19 protein-coding genes and 1 other RNA gene are annotated in these 17,486 nt (G+C 29.7%); 11 read left to right on the forward strand and 9 right to left on the reverse strand.

Annotated features, from left to right (window positions below; genetic code table 11):
• Window positions 1–87: 87 nt before the first annotated feature.
• The 3 genes from K6112_00100 to K6112_00110 are packed head-to-tail and all read right to left on the reverse strand — an operon-like array spanning window position 88 to window position 1,547.
• Window positions 88–804: an outer membrane beta-barrel protein gene (locus K6112_00100; protein ID QZP17796.1), complete on the reverse strand. Its 717-nt coding sequence runs from the start codon at window positions 802–804 to the stop codon at window positions 88–90.
• A gap of 31 nt (window positions 805–835) precedes the next feature.
• Complete coding sequence (locus tag K6112_00105; protein ID QZP17797.1) at window positions 836–1,120, reverse strand: RnfH family protein; 285 nt, start codon at window positions 1,118–1,120, stop codon at window positions 836–838.
• Entirely contained in the window at window positions 1,113–1,547 is a 435-nt protein-coding gene (locus tag K6112_00110) for a type II toxin-antitoxin system RatA family toxin (GenBank protein ID QZP17798.1), read from the reverse strand. The genes K6112_00105 and K6112_00110 overlap by 8 nt, the downstream gene beginning before the upstream one ends.
• 57 nt (window positions 1,548–1,604) lie before the next feature.
• Between K6112_00110 and smpB the strand changes: the two genes are divergently transcribed.
• The 5 genes from smpB to K6112_00135 all read left to right on the forward strand — a co-directional run bounded on the left by smpB (window position 1,605) and on the right by K6112_00135 (window position 6,404).
• Complete coding sequence (gene smpB / locus K6112_00115; protein QZP17799.1) at window positions 1,605–2,060, forward strand: SsrA-binding protein SmpB; 456 nt, start codon at window positions 1,605–1,607, stop codon at window positions 2,058–2,060.
• An 18-nt stretch (window positions 2,061–2,078) separates the two neighbouring features.
• Window positions 2,079–2,433, forward strand: a transfer-messenger RNA (tmRNA) gene (ssrA, locus tag K6112_00120).
• A gap of 326 nt (window positions 2,434–2,759) precedes the next feature.
• Window positions 2,760–3,389 (forward strand): DUF4956 domain-containing protein, encoded by a 630-nt coding sequence (locus tag K6112_00125; protein ID QZP17800.1) that lies wholly within the window; start codon window positions 2,760–2,762, stop codon window positions 3,387–3,389.
• A 1-nt stretch (window position 3,390) separates the two neighbouring features.
• On the forward strand, window positions 3,391–5,811 hold the full coding sequence (locus tag K6112_00130; GenBank protein QZP17801.1) for a hypothetical protein: 2,421 nt from the start codon (window positions 3,391–3,393) through the stop codon (window positions 5,809–5,811).
• A 5-nt stretch (window positions 5,812–5,816) separates the two neighbouring features.
• The gene (locus tag K6112_00135) at window positions 5,817–6,404 is read left to right on the forward strand and encodes a VTC domain-containing protein (protein ID QZP17802.1); all 588 of its coding nucleotides are present in this window, start codon (window positions 5,817–5,819) and stop codon (window positions 6,402–6,404) included.
• A 9-nt stretch (window positions 6,405–6,413) separates the two neighbouring features.
• On the opposite strand, the gene K6112_00140 is transcribed toward K6112_00135, so the two are convergent.
• Both K6112_00140 and K6112_00145 read right to left on the reverse strand, forming a co-directional pair.
• Window positions 6,414–7,013 carry an inorganic diphosphatase gene (locus K6112_00140; protein QZP17803.1) on the reverse strand — a complete coding sequence of 200 codons (600 nt, stop codon included), beginning with the start codon at window positions 7,011–7,013 and terminating at the stop codon, window positions 6,414–6,416.
• A 297-nt stretch (window positions 7,014–7,310) separates the two neighbouring features.
• The gene (locus tag K6112_00145) at window positions 7,311–8,153 is read right to left on the reverse strand and encodes a hypothetical protein (GenBank protein ID QZP17804.1); all 843 of its coding nucleotides are present in this window, start codon (window positions 8,151–8,153) and stop codon (window positions 7,311–7,313) included.
• Window positions 8,154–8,609: 456 nt separating this feature from the next.
• On the opposite strand from K6112_00145, the gene K6112_00150 reads away from it, so the two are divergent.
• The 3 genes from K6112_00150 to K6112_00160 all read left to right on the forward strand — a co-directional run bounded on the left by K6112_00150 (window position 8,610) and on the right by K6112_00160 (window position 11,325).
• Window positions 8,610–9,299, forward strand: coding sequence for a WbqC family protein (locus K6112_00150; GenBank protein ID QZP17805.1), 690 nt, complete (start codon window positions 8,610–8,612; stop codon window positions 9,297–9,299).
• Window positions 9,300–9,376: 77 nt separating this feature from the next.
• The gene (locus K6112_00155) at window positions 9,377–10,345 is read left to right on the forward strand and encodes a radical SAM protein (protein ID QZP17806.1); all 969 of its coding nucleotides are present in this window, start codon (window positions 9,377–9,379) and stop codon (window positions 10,343–10,345) included.
• Between the two features lie 41 nt (window positions 10,346–10,386).
• On the forward strand, window positions 10,387–11,325 hold the full coding sequence (locus K6112_00160; protein ID QZP17807.1) for a glycosyltransferase family 2 protein: 939 nt from the start codon (window positions 10,387–10,389) through the stop codon (window positions 11,323–11,325).
• 16 nt (window positions 11,326–11,341) lie between these two features.
• Here K6112_00160 and rffA read toward each other — a convergent pair whose 3' ends face one another.
• Window positions 11,342–12,469, reverse strand: coding sequence for a dTDP-4-amino-4,6-dideoxygalactose transaminase (gene rffA / locus K6112_00165; GenBank protein QZP17808.1), 1,128 nt, complete (start codon window positions 12,467–12,469; stop codon window positions 11,342–11,344).
• Window positions 12,469–13,296 (reverse strand): class I SAM-dependent methyltransferase, encoded by an 828-nt coding sequence (locus K6112_00170; GenBank protein ID QZP17809.1) that lies wholly within the window; start codon window positions 13,294–13,296, stop codon window positions 12,469–12,471. The genes rffA and K6112_00170 overlap by 1 nt, the downstream gene beginning before the upstream one ends.
• 122 nt (window positions 13,297–13,418) lie before the next feature.
• Here K6112_00170 and K6112_00175 point away from each other — a divergent pair, with 122 nt between their 5' ends.
• Window positions 13,419–13,796, forward strand: a complete 378-nt coding sequence (locus K6112_00175) for a GtrA family protein (GenBank protein ID QZP17810.1) — start codon at window positions 13,419–13,421, stop codon at window positions 13,794–13,796.
• Between the two features lie 240 nt (window positions 13,797–14,036).
• Here the strand turns inward: K6112_00175 and K6112_00180 are convergent, their stop codons facing one another.
• The gene (locus K6112_00180) at window positions 14,037–16,202 is read right to left on the reverse strand and encodes a hypothetical protein (protein QZP17811.1); all 2,166 of its coding nucleotides are present in this window, start codon (window positions 16,200–16,202) and stop codon (window positions 14,037–14,039) included.
• A 464-nt stretch (window positions 16,203–16,666) separates the two neighbouring features.
• On the opposite strand from K6112_00180, the gene K6112_00185 reads away from it, so the two are divergent.
• Window positions 16,667–16,855: an SEC-C domain-containing protein gene (locus tag K6112_00185; protein QZP17812.1), complete on the forward strand. Its 189-nt coding sequence runs from the start codon at window positions 16,667–16,669 to the stop codon at window positions 16,853–16,855.
• A gap of 95 nt (window positions 16,856–16,950) precedes the next feature.
• Here K6112_00185 and K6112_00190 read toward each other — a convergent pair whose 3' ends face one another.
• Window positions 16,951–17,169 (reverse strand): hypothetical protein, encoded by a 219-nt coding sequence (locus tag K6112_00190; protein QZP17813.1) that lies wholly within the window; start codon window positions 17,167–17,169, stop codon window positions 16,951–16,953.
• Between the two features lie 101 nt (window positions 17,170–17,270).
• Here K6112_00190 and K6112_00195 point away from each other — a divergent pair, with 101 nt between their 5' ends.
• Window positions 17,271–17,483: an AlpA family phage regulatory protein gene (locus tag K6112_00195; GenBank protein QZP17814.1), complete on the forward strand. Its 213-nt coding sequence runs from the start codon at window positions 17,271–17,273 to the stop codon at window positions 17,481–17,483.
• Window positions 17,484–17,486 lie beyond the last annotated feature (3 nt).

Genomic DNA, 17,486 nt, shown 5'->3' on the forward strand with positions numbered 1-17,486 from the left:
TTATCGCGCAAAAGGAAATTATACAGAATAGAAAAAATAAATCGATGGAAATTTTAAAAAAAGTAAAGACCCAAATATCTTTATCCTTTAAAACTTATATTGCAGTCCCACCATCAGTTCTTGTGTTTTGATGTCACCGCCGTTTATTCCTCTTTGTCGGTCAAGCGGGAAGCGAACTCCATTATTAGAGAATTCAGTACCCCCTTTAAATGCCCCTAAATTGACATACTGGTAATTCACATCTAACGAGAGCTGTTCGGTTATGCTAACTAAAGTCCCTGCTGAGAGTTTATAGGCAAACTGATTAATAGTGTCGCCATCAATAGTCGAGCCACTAGGAATCCCATTATTACGGAACACAGTTGTCCCCATCTTATTTCTTGAGATACCCACCCCACCTCCTAGATAAGGGGTAATAGCGGTATTACTCATATTAAAAGGTTGGAAGTCATAAAAGCCATTGATAAACAAAGACTCTGTTTGGATTTTTGTATTATAAGTGAAGGTAGGAAATGGAATAGCACGACCATCATATTCATAACCGGTTCTTTTGATGGCTTCTAGTTCTAGTCTAAAGCTATCGGTTAGGTATTTACCCAGACTGAATCCAAATGCACTGCCCGTGCCTAAATCATCATTTTGTAAAGCACGAGATGCCCCACTAGAAAGAATAAAGCTCGTCTCCCCTGTATCACTTGTTTTAGATACACCGCCTTTTGCCGTAATGTAATAACCCTCTAAATCTATAGCAAAAGAAAGTGAGGGGATAGTAAAGAGTAAAGCGAGTATAATTTTATTTATCAAGAGTCAGTATAAATAGAAAAAAATTGTTATTTTACTTCTTTTTTGCTACTCTCTTCCTCCTCATTTCTTTGGGGTCTAAAATTAAGGGCCGATAAATTTCAATACGGTCTCTATCCTTAAGCAGATGATCGAGCGTAGTTTTTTTCCCAAAAATACCGACTTTATTTTTTGATAAATCAATACAGGGGAATTTTTTTTGGATACCTGACTTTTCAATTGCCTGCTTGACGTCAGATTTAGTTGGGACTTTAATGGAGATAATGACTTGTTCTTCAGGCATTGCATAGGCGATCTCAACTAATATTTCATCAGGCATCGTTTCTCCTGTTAGCTTCTTTAACAAAATTATCAATGAACGTATTGGCAATGATATTAAACACAGGCGAGATAAGTTTTTCTAAAATAATATTACTAAATTGGTAGTGTAACTCTAGCTCTATACGACACGCATTCTTATCAAGCGCTTTGAAACGCCACTCACCACTGAGTTGTTTGAATGGCCCATTGATCAGTTTGATTACCATTTTTTCAGGAAAGGTTTTGTTATTTTCTGTGGTGAAGGTTTGCTTGACGCCATGATAATTAATTTTAATTGATGCTTTTGTAATTTTATCGGATTTTTTTATGATTTCAGTCCCCCCGCACCAGGGAAGAAAATTTTCGTACTCTTCAACATTATCGACTAAGGCGAACATTTCTTCTCTTGAATATAAAACTAGTGCACTTTTTTTGATGGAGACCATGAAGTGATAATATTACTTATAGCGTACAATTAAAAGATAATAAATTTAACATTCCTTATGAGCATTATACAAAATAAAAAAGCCTACCATGACTACTTCGTTGAAGATAAATACGAAGCAGGTATTATCTTAGAAGGTTGGGAAGTTAAAGCAATCAGAGATAATAGGGTCAACATTAAAGAGGCATACGTTATTATTCAAAAGGGTGAGATCTATCTTTTGGGATGCCATATCACGCCCCTAGGCAGTGCTTCCACTCATATCAACCCGGATAATATTCGTACGCGTAAGCTACTCTTAAATCATGATGAGATTGCTAAACTAATCGGCAAAGTTGAACGCTCAGGTTTTACACTAGTCCCTCTGGACATGCACTTTAGTAAAGGAAAGATAAAGTGTGAAATAGGATTGGCTAAAGGTAAAAAACAATACGATAAAAGACAGGCTGAGAAGGAAAAGGATTGGAATAGGGAGCGTAAACAGATTCTCAGCGCAACAAACAAGGGAAAGTAGTATAATAGGAACTTGATTGGGGCTGACCCGGTTTCGACGTGGGTTACAAAACAGATCAGTGCATACCGAGGCTTCTAGGTACCTCGTTAATAAACTAGAAAAACAGTAATCGCAAATGACGATAACTACGCTTTAGCTGCTTAATTCCAGCTAAACGCTGTCCTGATGGGTCACTCGCTCAGGTTACAGCGTCATAAAGAGAGACTCGGAAATTATTGGGCTACTTAGTAATTTCTTAAACTTAAGGTAACTCGCTTTTATATTTGCTTGCTTGTTGGTGAAGTAAAAGTTAAACATAAACAACATAGCTAAGTATGTAGAACTGCCTGCAGAGGGCTTGCGGACGGGGGTTCGATTCCCCCCAGCTCCACCAAACTAATTTTTAAGTCTCCTACGAGCCTTAACCTTTAAGGAATGAAGAAATCCAATCAATTTAAAATGCCGAATGTGTAACTACATATATAACTACTTTGGCTTTGCCTGCAACTAGATATTCAGAAAGTTCTTTATTATGAAGAAGAATTATGGAATCAACTTCAACCTAACCTAGGCCATTAGTTAGAAAAATATGATTTTTATGTTTAAGGCAAGACAATCTAGACAAATGCCCAAAAGCACCACTATCTTCTATTATTTAAACTTATAACCTAAAAATTTTTGTGATAACATATTTTCAAATTTAATTAGGTATTAGAAACTATGCTCGAAGTCCTAGAAAACCTCAATTTTGTTTATAAACCTTTTATTGCGTTAGCTTTGTCTGGGTTGCTTCTTTTTACCCATTCTTTTAAATTTAAATTTTTGCTTAATAGAAATACAGTCTACTTAACCATGATGCTTCCAGTAATCATACTTATCTTAACGCAAACCATTGCAACCAATTTATATTTATCGCTTGGTCTAATTGGAGCTTTATCAATTGTTCGATATCGTACGCCTGTTAAAAGCCAATATGAATTAGCCTATTTATTTGCTTTGATAGCGATAGGCATTGTCTCTGGTGTAAACCCAAAATATGCAATTTTTTTAACTAGTATCCTAATAATATTGCCAGTTATTTATGAAGTTATTTTAAAGTTCTTTCCGGGTATTTCAAGCGAATTGCGGTTCTATAGTGATGGGAGAGCTCAACTAAATGCTACTTTCAACAAGGCAAATATAGAATCGATAGAAAATAATCCAAAGAATGGGAGATTAATAAGAGTGGATTCTAATGCTAAAGAAAACCAAAGTAATTACTTATTTAGTTTTGATTCATTAGAAGATGCTTACAGATTCAAGAGAGGGCTTAAAGTGAAGCCTGAGTCTTTATCAATATCAAATAGTTAAAATGACTAAACTTATCGGAGTATTATTTTCGGTATTTTTTTTATTTATTTCAAACAATATTTATGCATATAGTAATTCGCCGCACGAGATTCCTGATAAATTAACAATGAGTTTTACAGGCAATTCATTTAAAACTTATCTAAACCTACTTGCTGCCGTTAATATAGATCCTGGTAAAACAATTACTGAAAAATTTAAAAAAAAATTCAGAATAAATGGTAAATATATCGATAAGAATGGTTCAGAAGTTCTGTTTAAAGGAAAAGCTAGAATTACTGGGGATTGGAAGGACCATATTGGTAAAAATGGCTTTTCTTCGCTATCAATTTCTTTAAAAAAATCAAATATTGGTGGCGTAACAAATTTTAGACTTCTTCTGCCAGAAACAAAAGGTGGTATATATGAAATTTTTTGGTCTTCACTCATGGAGGAAATTGGGTTCCCAGTTCCATTAAGGAAATATATCGACGTTAATATCTTTAACAGTAATTTTACATTTATTTTTGAGGAAAAACCTGAAAAAGAATTTTTAGAATCTATCGGTATCAGAGAGGCACCTATTGTAGAGGTTGACGAAAGACAATTCTGGGAATTGAACAAATCTTCCAATGTAAAAGACCCTGTTTCAAAACTTGTGGGTAGTTTTTTTTATCAAAATAAAGTAAAAAATAAAGACTTTATTAAAAATGACATTTCACAAAAAATTTCCTTAAAGGCAATTTCATTAATTTCATCTGATTTTAAAAATTTAATAATTGATGATTTTAATAAACTCAATAAAGCTTATGCTAGTCATGGATTAAATTGGCATAATAGAAAATTTATTTATGATCCAATATACAATGATTACATTCCTATCTATTTTGATGGAATGATATATATCAAAAAAATGAAAAGTGATTGCACTAATTTTAATCTTGATAATTACAATAATGATGTAAAGAAAAAAATTAATGTGCTTAATTCAATGTATTTTGATAGAACTTTAAAAAAATATAATCTTACTAATGATATGAAATGCATAGCAGCAAAATTCTTCAATCAAAAAATTTCTTCGAGCCTGACAAAAATTAAAGCAATTGAACCAATTAAATTCAATGATAAAAAGGCTATTAGTTCATTGGAAGTAAAAATAAAAAAACAAGAAAAAAGTATAAGAGTTTGGCCGGATATTGTTGAAATTAAACCTAATGACAAGCTTGTATATCGATTAAAATATGATGATAAAAGTAAAGTCTGGGAAAAAAATAAAGAAATAGAATATAAAGAGCTTAATAAGTATTTAATTGGAGATGATAAACCTAAAACAGTTAAAAATTTTAAAATATATGATTTACTTTCTATTTCATATCCTTTCAATCATAAAGAATCATTTAATGAAATTAATGCTATAAACCAATCGCTTGATATTCAAATTAGTCCAAACGAAACAAAATATATCAAATTGTCTGCTTCAAATTCAATCATTAATATCACTTTACAAAACCAAAAATCCAAAATTATTTTTTATCAAGCTAGCTTTAAAGACAGTAAAGTTTTTATTCATTCAAATGCAAATAAAAGTGAAAAAATTAACGAAAATTTAGTGAGGTATGATTCTCGGTTAATTACATCGTGCGCAAGCTTCATTGATAGCAGCGTTCATAAAACATTCATTTCATCATTAAACTGCCAACTTGAAGATGGACTTAACTTTCTTAGGACGAATGGATCAGATGTTTCTATAAATATAAATAACTCATTGTTTGATGGTTTAGATGCAGACTTTTCTACATTAACATTTAATGAAATTAATATTCAAAATTCAGGTAATGATTGTATTGATGTTTCTGCAGGAACATATAATTTTAAAAAAATAAATGCAGATACCTGTGCAGACAAAGCAATAAGCATTGGCGAAAAAAGTTTAGTCGCTATCAATAATGCCATCATAAAAAATGCAAACATTGGCCTTGCAGTAAAGGATTTATCTGAAGTCAGTTTAAATTCCATTAAACAAAGTAATGTGGAAGACTGTATAAATGTTTATCAAAAAAAACAAGAGTTTGGGCCTGGGACTATTATATTGGATAAAAAAATTAATGACTGTAGTGTGAAATTGAAAAATGGATCAAAATTAGTAAAAGGGAAGTCATGCATGAAAGTTGAAAAAAATTATTTCTATAATATATGTATAAAAAATGAATCAATTCAAGTTGCAATAAAAAAACCATTGCCTTATAACAGTCTTTTTTACTTAAATGTGATGGACGGTAAAACAAAGAAAATTAAAAATCTAAATTCTTTTATCCAAAAAAATTATAAAGCTACATGTAAAGTAAATGAGCCATGTGATTTAGAGGTAAAAATTGAAAATCAGTATGTCAATATGGGACTTTATGACAATGACTTAGGAATATATAGTTTAAAGGAATTCCACTAACCTTAATGAAAAGACAAGAACAAAAATTTTTTTTGAATTTTGAAGAAATATCATCTATTTTAAGCGCCTTTAATGCAAGTATGGTTCATCCAGTCAGAACAGTAAATTCAATTTATTTCGATACAGATAATCATAGGTTTTATGATGAAGGTGAAGAGGGGAGCGTTCCAAGAGAAAAATATAGATTTAGGTGGTATGGCAATTCATTAAAAATTGGAAATAGTGGGCAGGTTGAGATTAAAAAAACATTTGATAACTATAAAACAAAAGAAAGCGTAGGTATTAAATTTAATAATTTTTCAGAAGTTAAATCGGCAATAAATGCCAAGTGTGAAGATTATTTATATCCTATTTGCCAAGTATCCTATGAAAGACTTTACTATGCTAATAAATCAGGATTGAGGTTCACGTATGATTATAATATTCAGTTTAAAAATTTAACCCAAAATAACTTTATAAAATCACAAAATAATATTTTTGAGGTTAAATATGAAAATATTAATGATTCATTATTTTCATCGCTACTTGGGGACAAGATGACAAGATTCTCAAAGTACAATGAGGCATTGTCTAAACTATTTGAAATATCATAGTCAAATTACTTAGTTCTTAAAATTTCTTTTCCACTTTAAATGTGCTTTTTCAATAATGCCTTGAGATTCAGACTTATTTAGATATTTTATAAAAACCATTTTCCCCGGCTTCTTATAATTTAGAAACCAGAGCTTCAAAATTTCTGTAATTGCAGAATGTTCATATAAAAGATCATCAATATTTGCAATGTCCTTGAAGCTTCCCCTCGGATTAATCCCAATTAGCTTGATATCAGTTTTTTTCTTGTCTTTAAAGTATAGACCGCCAATAATATTTACTGGAGTAGTTGACCCTCTAACAGCGGATGGATCAAGATCAATTACGTCAAGCGGGTCCCCATCATCAGCAATTGTCTGAGGAATAAATCCATAATTGCCAGGATAGCTAATAAAATTGATAATCCTTTTACCTTTTTTGTTTTTTTGAACCTCAAGTTTCCCATTAGTTTTATTAACTTCCCATTTTTCTTTAGTCCCAGCAGGAATTTCTATAAAAAAATTATAATCAGGATTTATAGAATTTTTATAATCTATCGTATCAATTGGGTTTGAAAAAATACTAAAGGCGGAAAAAACTAAGGAAAGAAATAAGCAGGTACTTTTATACATAAATATATCTTATATAAAAAAACACTTATTTTAAAGAATATAAAAGCTTGATTATTGTTTAATATTATCAGGCAGTAGAGTTTATACTCATATAATGCACTGAGTAATAATCAATGTCTGCTAACGATAGTAAAATAAAACGCAAGAACTGATGGTGGGTCTGCAATATAAGATTTAAAAATTGTTGGGCATATAACTACATATATAACTACTTTGGTATTTGCTACCCATACCCCCAATACCTATTTTTGAAATCAATTAATTCACATCTTAAACCTGAATTTATAGATTAGAAATTCAACTTTCAACTTCTACGAAAAGTCTGAACTCGAATGAAATTCTGGTAATATCTTTCTCATTATTGACTGCAAGTCCATGAATCAAATGAGAGCTGAAGATTAATATTTCATCATGCTGAAGAGGTATTTTTATCAGCGATGTATCATCACCCCAAGATTTTATTGAATTAACAGAATAGCGAACTTCATTAACAGTTGCTCCTGCTTTAGTGCGAAGTATCTTGCTTTCGGGCAACATGTGACTTCGAGGTACTAAAGGAAGAGTATTTTTTTCTGTTACTCCAGACAAAGGAACCCACACATTTATCATCTGTGGTATTTTTTGGTAATTATCAAAGAATTCATATATATCTTTATGAGCTGTATTAAAATCATTACTTTGAGGTCGATTAATTCTTGCCATCATAAAATGGTCAGTTCCAAATGTTGGATTTTTAAACGAAAGTTTTGTCTCAAAATATTCACTAAACCTTTGCACGATTTCACTTACATTAATAGACAAATCTTCTGGGAAGATTCTTCTCAATCGCTTTATTGTTTCAAAGTGAAGATCATCAGTCACAAATTGATGATATTTTTCAAGTTTAAAATTAGTCAGATCTAATGATGAATCGAGCGAAGAAAGTGTTTTTCGTAAAATATTTTCTGTGGCACTATGCAGCTTGGCAAAATCAAAAAACAACTGTGCTTTTTCTGTTGTAAAACCCTCATTAAACCAATCTTTTTTTTGTGCAAGGTCATTAAAACGTTCACTAAGATTTTCTGCTAGCCCTAGGGAGTATTCATCTGGTTCGATCATTACTTCAATTTCATCATTATTAATTTTATAGCTATGCTTCATTCTTTCTCCCTTAAGTTAAAGAACTTTTCAACATCCCAATCGTAAGCAAAACCTTTTACTTATTTGAGTAAATCTATACGTTAATATTTTTAGAATTAACCATCTTATCCATAATTGCTTTTTTTTATTTTTTAATATAATTTCAAGTTACTATCTTTGAAATTTAATCTAACATATTAAAGTATTAATTACTTATTACCAATTGTGTTTAAAGTATTAATTTTAGTGACTGCAACTTCATCAACAAATATTTTATATAGATTTTTTTACCTCTCTAAAATAATACAATCTCTTTGAACGACCACTATCAGTGGTTTTTTGTTTATCAAAGCAGTCACAGATTTGATAAAAATAATCATCCTTATAATTAATCAATATTTTTCTGATAATTTTGACTAGGTGAATTCTGTACCGTAGAATCTCTATATAAATTTGCTGGGTATTAGGTGAGAAATAATGAGAAAAGTAGCCATACTGCAATCCAACTACATACCATGGAAGGGCTATTTCGATATAATTGGTCATGTTGATGCTTTTATGTTCCATGATGATATTCAATATACCAAACAAGATTGGCGAAATAGAAATTTGATTAAAACAGAAAACGGCTTAACTTGGTTAACGGCTCCGGTCTCTTTTAAAAGTGATACCTTAATTTGTGATGTATCTTTGGTTGCATCAGATTGGCAAAAAAGTCACTTTAATCAGATTTTTGCTTCTTATAATAGAGCGCCATATTTTAAATATCTTCTCCCTTTTTTAGAGCTGATTTATTTAAAAAAAAAATGGGTAAATTTATCTGAACTTAACCAATTTATCATAAAAAAAATATGTAAAGATTTTCTAAAAATTAATACAAATTTTCTAGATTCTAGAAAATTTGTATCGAAAGAAAAGAAAATGGCACGGGTATTAGATCTTTTGAAAAAAGCTGGTGCTACACACTATCTTTCTGGTCCTGCGGCAAAAGATTACATAGAAGAAGATGTCTTCCTTAAAGAAGGAATAAAAGTTCAATGGATGGTTTATTCATATATGAAAAAATATACTCAACTATACAATAATTACGAGGATAGAGTTTCTATTATTGACTTACTAGTTCATACTGGACCAAACGTAAGGGAATATATGCTCTTCAATAAATAAAATATAAGGATATAAATTTTTTTTTACATTATAATTAAATGTAAAAAATATGCTTAAAAAAATAGGATTTTTAATGAATGAGTGATTATAGTTTTCGAGGGAGGTTAGCTGAAAGTTTCCCTTCACAGATACTTATGGATATTACAGAGGTATGTAATCTAGGTTGCACGCATTGCCCTCACCCTGACTTTAAACAATCTCAACATTATACTTCTAGCTACGTGGATCCCTTGTTAAATAAAAAAATGGTTGATGAAGTTAAGACCCATGGAAAAGGTTTTACTCAATATATACGCTACGCAAGTAACGGAGAGCCTTTAATTCATCCTAACGCTTTTGATATGATTGATTATGCAGTTGAAAATTCAGGGGTGTTCGTTACCCTAACAACAAACGGAACCATTATGAATGAGAAAAGGATTCAAAAATTAATGGATACCGGTTTAAATATGATAGATATAAGTATTGATGCCTTTTTACCTGAAACTTATAAGAATATTCGAGTTGGTGGGAATTTAGAAACAACGAATAAAAATGTGGATATCCTTTTAGATTTTATTGCAAAATATAATTACAAAACTAAAGTTGTCGTAAGCTTTGTTGAACAGGCGGAGAATACAAATGAAGTGGAAGATTTTAGAAATTATTGGAATAAAAGAGGTGCAAGTCAAGTATTAATTAGAGAAATGCATTCATGTTCTGGAGCGAAAAAAGAAATTAAGTTTTTTGCAAATGGAAAGAAAAAAGAAGATGGAGAAAGAAGACCCTGTGTATATCCATGGGAAAGAATTGTTATAAATGCTAGGGGTGACTTAGCTTTTTGTCCTTCTGATTGGGTTCACGGATCAGTTATGGCAAATTATGAAAATATCTCAATAAAAGAAATGTGGAACAGTGATTTCTATCGGGAGTTAAGAAATGCTCATTTGACTAACAACTTTAAAAATCATAGTTTTTGTGGTCAATGCCCAGATTGGAAAACTACTTATTGGCCTGGGACTGATAAAGCATACGCAGACCTAATTACAAACATTAAGGTTAACTGATAATAGTGAGATCAAACTCTGTTATTTTATAAGACATTAGTATGAAAAAAATTTTATCAGTAGTTCTTCCAGTTTATAATAACGAAACTTCAATTAATCAGTTAGTATCGAAATTATTTTTATTAGAGAAAAAACTTAGTAATTATAGTCTTAATATCATTATGGTTGATGACGGATCTATTGATTCCTCTTGGGAAAGAATGAATGATATTCATAGAAAATACAAAAATATTAAAATTTTAAAATTAACTCGTAATTTTGGTCAACTTAATGCAATTATAGCTGGACTTAAATTTTCCAACTACGGATTAGCTGTTGTAATGTCTGCTGACCTTCAAGATCCACCAGAAATCATTAAAAAGCTTGTTGATGAGTATGAAAAAAAATTTGAAATAGTAATCGCAGCAAGAAGAAAAAGAGATGATGGCTTCTTGACTAATTTTTTCTCTCGCATAGCCTGGAAAGTTCTTAACAAAATTAATTCTTTTAAAATCCCCACAGGAGGCTTTGATTATTTCCTTATTTCTGAAAACGTCAAAGAAATTATTAATAAGTCTCATAATAAAGAGGTGTTCATACAAGGAAAAATTCTAAATACAGGATATTCTTCGTCAATAATATATTATGACAGGCAAAAAAGAGTGCATGGAAAATCTCAAGCAAGTTTTACTAAGAAAATAAAATACCTAATCGACGGAGTTTTTGCGTATTCAATTTTACCAATTAAATTTATATCTATATTTTCTATGATATTGTTTTTATTATCATTCATTGCAAGTGTATTTTATTTTTCTATTTATTTTATGTTTGATAATTTGATTCCTGGGTGGACAACGATAATAGTAGGTATGTTTTTACTTTTTTCGTTCAATTTCTTAATTCTTAGTTTTTTGGGAGAGTATTTGTGGAGAATAAACCTAAATACAAATGAAGAAGATACATATGTTATAGAAAAAATAATTGAACCACTAAAAAAATAATGAAATGTATCTCTCTTTAAACTGACAAGCTTTTGATTAATAAATTAATTATATTTTCTTGATCAGCATATTTAAGTCCTATATACAATGGAAGCCTAATAAGAGTGTTTGATGTGTTATTAGTATTTCTCATTTCGCCACTAAACCTACATAAAACTTTACCTGCAGGAGAGGAGTGAAGAGGTTGATAATGTGAAACAACTTGAATGTTATTTTGTTTTAAGTAATTAATAGCATTCTCTCTTTTTTTGTAGGATGGAAGTTTTACGTAAAACATATGATAATTTTGTTCACAATAAGCTGGAATAAAAGGGAGTTGGACTGGATATTTTGATGTTATTTCATCAAATAGTGATTTATAAATAGACCATATTTTTTTCCGTTCTTTTTGAATATCATCAAATTTCAGTAGTTGAGCATATAAAAAAGCAGCATTTAGCTCACTAGGTATAAATGAGGAGCCAATGTCTTGCCATGTATATTTATCAACCATACCTCTTAAAAATTTTGATCTATCTGTTCCTTTTTCTATGATAATTTGTGCTCTGCTAATGAAATTTTTTTCATTAATATTTATTAATCCTCCCTCACCGGAAGTAATATTTTTAGTGTCATGAAAGCTAAAAGTTGAAATTTCACCGAAGCTACCTAAAAATTTGTTCTTATATTTTGAACCTAGGGCTTGCGCAGCATCTTCGATTAGTATCAAATTATATTTTTTGCAAAGTGTTATTATTTTGTCAATATCACATGAGATTCCTGCATAATGAACGACTAAAATAGCTTTTGTTTTTTTTGTAATACTCTCCTCAATCTTGTCTTCATCAATATTTTGCGTATCTGGATTGATATCTACAAAAACAGGGATACACCCCCTGAGAGTAAATGGTGTTGCTGAACCAACAAATGTATACGACGGCATAATAATCTCATCACCAGGCACAAAATTTCCTAGTAATGTTGCTACTTCAATTGAAGCGGTACATGAAGTTGTAAGATAAGAATGAAAATTAAATTTTTTATTAATAAATTTTTCACATTTTTTTGAAAAATAACCACCTCCTGAAATTGAATCCTTCTCGAGAGCATCTTTGATAAATTTTATTTCTAGATTTGAATAAGATATTTTATTAAAAGGGATCATTATTTATTTGTTGCAATTATTAAAACAGAAGAGCCAAATAATATTTTCTTATTATTAGACATAAGTTTTAATTCTTGCTTTTGGAGAAATTTTAAAATAGTTGTAAAAAAATTACTTGGAACATGGTGATTAATTTTATTAGTTGCAGCTTGGGTTTTAAACTTCAATCTGTATGGAATTGTCCTAAATAACAAAATTGGTATAGTCAAATAAGAAAAGAAGTAAGAGCTAAATTGTATTTTAAATCCAGCATCTTTTAGCTTTTGTTTTATCTCAATCAGACTATACCTTCTATAGTGCAATGCATGTTCGTCTTCACTGCTCCACAAAAAATTATAAGCAGGAACTGTGATAAAAAAGGTTGAATTACTACATTTTTTGTTAATATTTTTTAGAAATATATTATCATCCTCAATATGCTCTAATACATCTAGAAGCAAAACATTAATGTCAGCTTTAATTTTAATGTTGCTATTCGTAATATTTGCATTTACTACTTTTTGTGCACCTCTTTTTTTACTAATAGAGCATGACTTATAACTTGGCTCAATCGACTCAGTATTATAACCTTTTGAAGATAAAAAAATTGATGTGGTGCCGATGCCTGAACCGATGTCTACAATATCATTCGTGAAGCTATATTTTTGAAGCATTTCATAAATTAAGTTTTGCCTATATTCGTACCAAAATGAATTATCGTGAATTTTAATCCAAATATCTTCTTGTTCATTATCTAAAAAAGGGAGATCGTTATGATTTTTATCGATCATAATCCCATTTGCATCAACTAATTTTTCTTTAAATTTTATTAATATATTTTTACTCATTCAATCATTCATTATAATTTGTATATACTTATATTTTTTAGTTATTAACCTCTTACGTATGATACTTCAAAAAAATAATAATTAATTTACATATTGAAAATTATAATATTGGTAGCTATTTTATGTTTAAGTTTTTCGACAAGAAGTTTATTGTTTTTTTAATGGTAGGCATTCTAAATACTTTCTTTGGTTTGGTAATTTTATTTTTTCTTTCACTTACAGATATAGATACTTGGTTAGTTCTTTTGATATCTCAGTTAGTAGGATTAGCATTTAATTTTTTCACAACTGGTAACTATGTTTTTAATATTACTAATTTAAAATTGGTACCCAAATTTTTAGTAGTATCTATTTTCATTTATTTTTTATTTTTATTTTCTATAAATTTAATTCTTCCTTTCGTGAGTAATAGAACTATTGCGATCATAATTCTTGTAATTCCATTTGCGCTGTTAAATTTTATTATCTATTCTGGTTTTGTATTCAAAAAGAAAAAATAAGGCTTTTAACATTCGAAAGAAAAAAGTATTTTTGTTATAGCTTGGCTGTATCTATTCCTAGGAAATTTAAGAAACAAGGAGTTGTGTTATTTCTTTTAATTTAATTAAAATTTTTTTTTGATAAATGGCAAGTATTTTGTTGATTTTTAGATGTATTACTAATCACCTATGGTTTACTTTCGAGGTTATTTTTATTGACAAGATAAATATTTTGTTCCTAAAACAGCGATGAAGTAAAGGCTATTTTTTTATGCTTATGTTGTTGAAATAAACTTTAGCATTATCTTTGCCTATAATATATATAGATATTATTTTTTTAGTGTTTAAAAAATCTACGTCTCTACCGAAAAGAAATATTTCAGGTTTTTTTATATCTTGATATATAGGAGGAAGCCTTCCTAAAAGTCCAGGTCCCTCATACATGATATTATCCGTTTGAATAAAAATTCGTTCTACTCCTTTGTAAAAATCGGTAGTTAATAATAATGCTTCGGATAAGCTAGTACTTGCAATATCAATTTGCTCTTTAGTTGTAGCTTTACGAAAATCATAATTAGCATTATTGATTGATAAACCTAATTCACTTTTTAAGGAATCTCGATATTTTTTGTTAGTAGATAATTCTTCTAAACTAATTTTAAGGTGTTTATTATTTCCTAGTAAATTAGAAAAATTTCCAGAATAAGTAACGGTTTTATTTTCTGATAATGAATTAAGGTTGTTAGCTGATATTGAAACTTTTTCAGGATAAAAATCGAATGAATTAATCATATAATTTCTAACCAAGATTGATATAGGTATTTCATCTAAAAATGAATTAATTAATTCATTTTTAGGTTTTATTTTATAGACTAAGTCATGATCAAAACTGACATCTAGGTTATATTTTGAAGAGACAAGGTAAAAAAATTCGGGAAATCCATCTATCATTTTTAGCAATCGACCACTTCTATTTTGAATTGTAATCCATTTAGGGGGGGTCTCACTTTTAATTTTTGCTATTAATTTTTTTTGATTTAATTTGTAATCAAAAGATGGAAATCTTTTCCAACTCATATAAGAATATTGCTTGGCCATCATCTCTACATCATAAATCACACTGGGCAAAACAGAGGGGCCTAAATAAGTATAAAAGATAGGAACACCTGTCCATGCAAAATATTCATCATCTTTTTTCATTTGTTTTTTTAAGTATTGAGGAGCCTCCATAGCTACTGACCAATCTGGGGTTCCAGTTCTCCACCAGAATTCACGAGAAGTAATTTTTTTTTCAAGATACGGCATGTAATATCTTATATGTGGATGTCCCAAATAGGTAAATCCTAATAAAATTAGTGTCACTAAAAAAGTTGGAAGATATTTGTTTTTTACATATAAAAAGGAAATGAAATCTCCTAGAGCAACCCCTGATAGAATGGCTAACGGTAAAATTAATACTTGTGAGTAGTGTAGAAAAAATTGCCCAGTAATAGAAATATTAACTAAACATGCCACAAGCCATAATAAAAAAAATAAACTATATTTTTTTGAAGAAAGTCGAATCCGATATAACCCGATAAGTGCTATGGTAACTAGTGGAAGTAAAAGAGACTTTTGTGTATTAATTAAACTTTGAAGATTATTAAAATACGTAAGAGCTGATGCTCCAGTACCATAACTTACTAAGTTTAACCATTGGTCTATATAAGTCTCGAAACTTCCAGAATAATAAGAAGTTATAGCAAATTCAGCTAAAATAGGAATAAAGAAACCAAGAACGTAAATTGAGGCATGCTTTAGCCGAATAACATAATCGGGGTAGCTCAATATAATAAACTGCCATATAAATATTACTGCAACAAATAATAAAAATAATGGTCTGGCAAGAAACCCTGCACCAACGATAACTCCTAAAATAAAAGTCGAAAAAAAGGATTTCCGGTAAATTGCAGCTATGACTGCACATGACATCCAAAAATTACTTAACAATTCTTGAGTAAAGTTATTTCCTTGAAAAGCTCCTAGCCCCATATATGAAAAAAAAGTTAATGAACCAGTAATTCCACTTAGTAATGAGTAAGTTCGGTAGCAGATAAGAAATATAAAAAAAGTATTTACGATAAGGATAGACGTAACAATAAATCTAAAAATAATAGTGTCCATCCCTGAAAAGTAATACAACATTGAATGATAAAAAACGGTAAATAGACGGAAAGTTATATCTAATGAAAATGGACCATGCTCAATAAGGGACTTACCCCAGCTCATAAATTGAAGCTCATCCCAGCCAAGCTGTTCAGATAAAAAAGGAACTCTTAAAAAAATAATGTAAACAAGGGCTAGGAGTGTGATAAAAGCTCCATAGAAATATACTAATTTTTTTCTAGAGCTTTTAATAAGATCATAATTTTTAGTAGGTTTATTCAAAGTCTTATTTTTCAAATAATTACTTCATGTGATTTTTTGAATATTAATTTTTTTGTTTTAAAAAAAATTAATCTTATTGGCTATTATAGATATTTTCAATATAAATAAATACAAGTTTAGAAAAATCAATTAGATATTATAGAAGATAGATCCGGTGCACTTCAGACCCACCATTAATTCAATATAAACCCATGATTTTAATAGGGTTTCTGTTTGACATTTTCAAAATAAGCAACTAATATCAAAAAAATGAAGAAAGTTATAATACAAGATAAATGTAAATGTAATTGTAAAGCTTCAAAATGTTGTAAGGAAAAAACTTGTTCTTGTTGTAAAGACAAATGTTGTTGTAAAGATTAATCATTTCATATTAATTAACTTTTTTACCTTTTTAATATTCTAGGCTGCATTGTTAAATTAACCTTGCATTTGATTTAATGTGGCTTGCTAGAAAGTTATAAAATATGATTGAAAAAACAGACGAATTGTCAAAAGAAATACTTAATGAAGAAGTTGCCTGCTGTACCGATACGGGCTGCTGCCCCCCACCTAAAACTCCAATTATACGAGATACTCCAAAGATTGGGCGTAACGATCCTTGTATTTGTGGTAACGGACGCAAATTTAAGAAATGTTGTGGAAAAAATATTTAAGTCGAATTTTGTTGTTTATAAATAATTTTTTATAGTCTATGCATAAAAAAGGAGCTAAAAAGCTCCTTATTTAATCTTATATTTTTAAATCAAAATTACTTTTTAGGATAATATTTCTTTGGATCTTCGTACTGAACCTTTGCTGGCTCTTCATCTAATCCAAAATCAACTTCAGAACCATCACTTTCAAAGCCTTTACCACCTTGAGAGCTCGCATTCACATCATCAGTTGGGTGATAAGCCTTTTCTGCTTCTTTTGTAGCGCAGCCTGTAATAAATGTAGCCAATGCCAATATAGCTAACAACTTTTTCATCTTTTTTTCCTTTTTTATAAATTTAAAATGTTTGATTATCCTATCAAAATAATCATATGAAACAAGTTTAAAAGTTTAATTTTTGCTAATATTAAATAAATATGAAAAAAAATTACTTAAATATTAACGATATAACTAATTCTTTAAGGATAAGTGAAGATAATCTTAGGAAATGGATAAAAGAAGGTAAGTTTCCTCGCCCCTTTAGGATAAATGATAGAACAACTTTATGGAGTTATGCATTGATTGAAAATTGGTTAGTACAGCAACGTAAGACAGAAGAATTATTCAACAATCAAGATTTAGATCTATAAATT

The sequence above is a fragment of the Methylophilales bacterium genome, from assembly GCA_019823025.1.
GTDB lineage: Bacteria > Pseudomonadota > Gammaproteobacteria > Burkholderiales > Methylophilaceae > BACL14.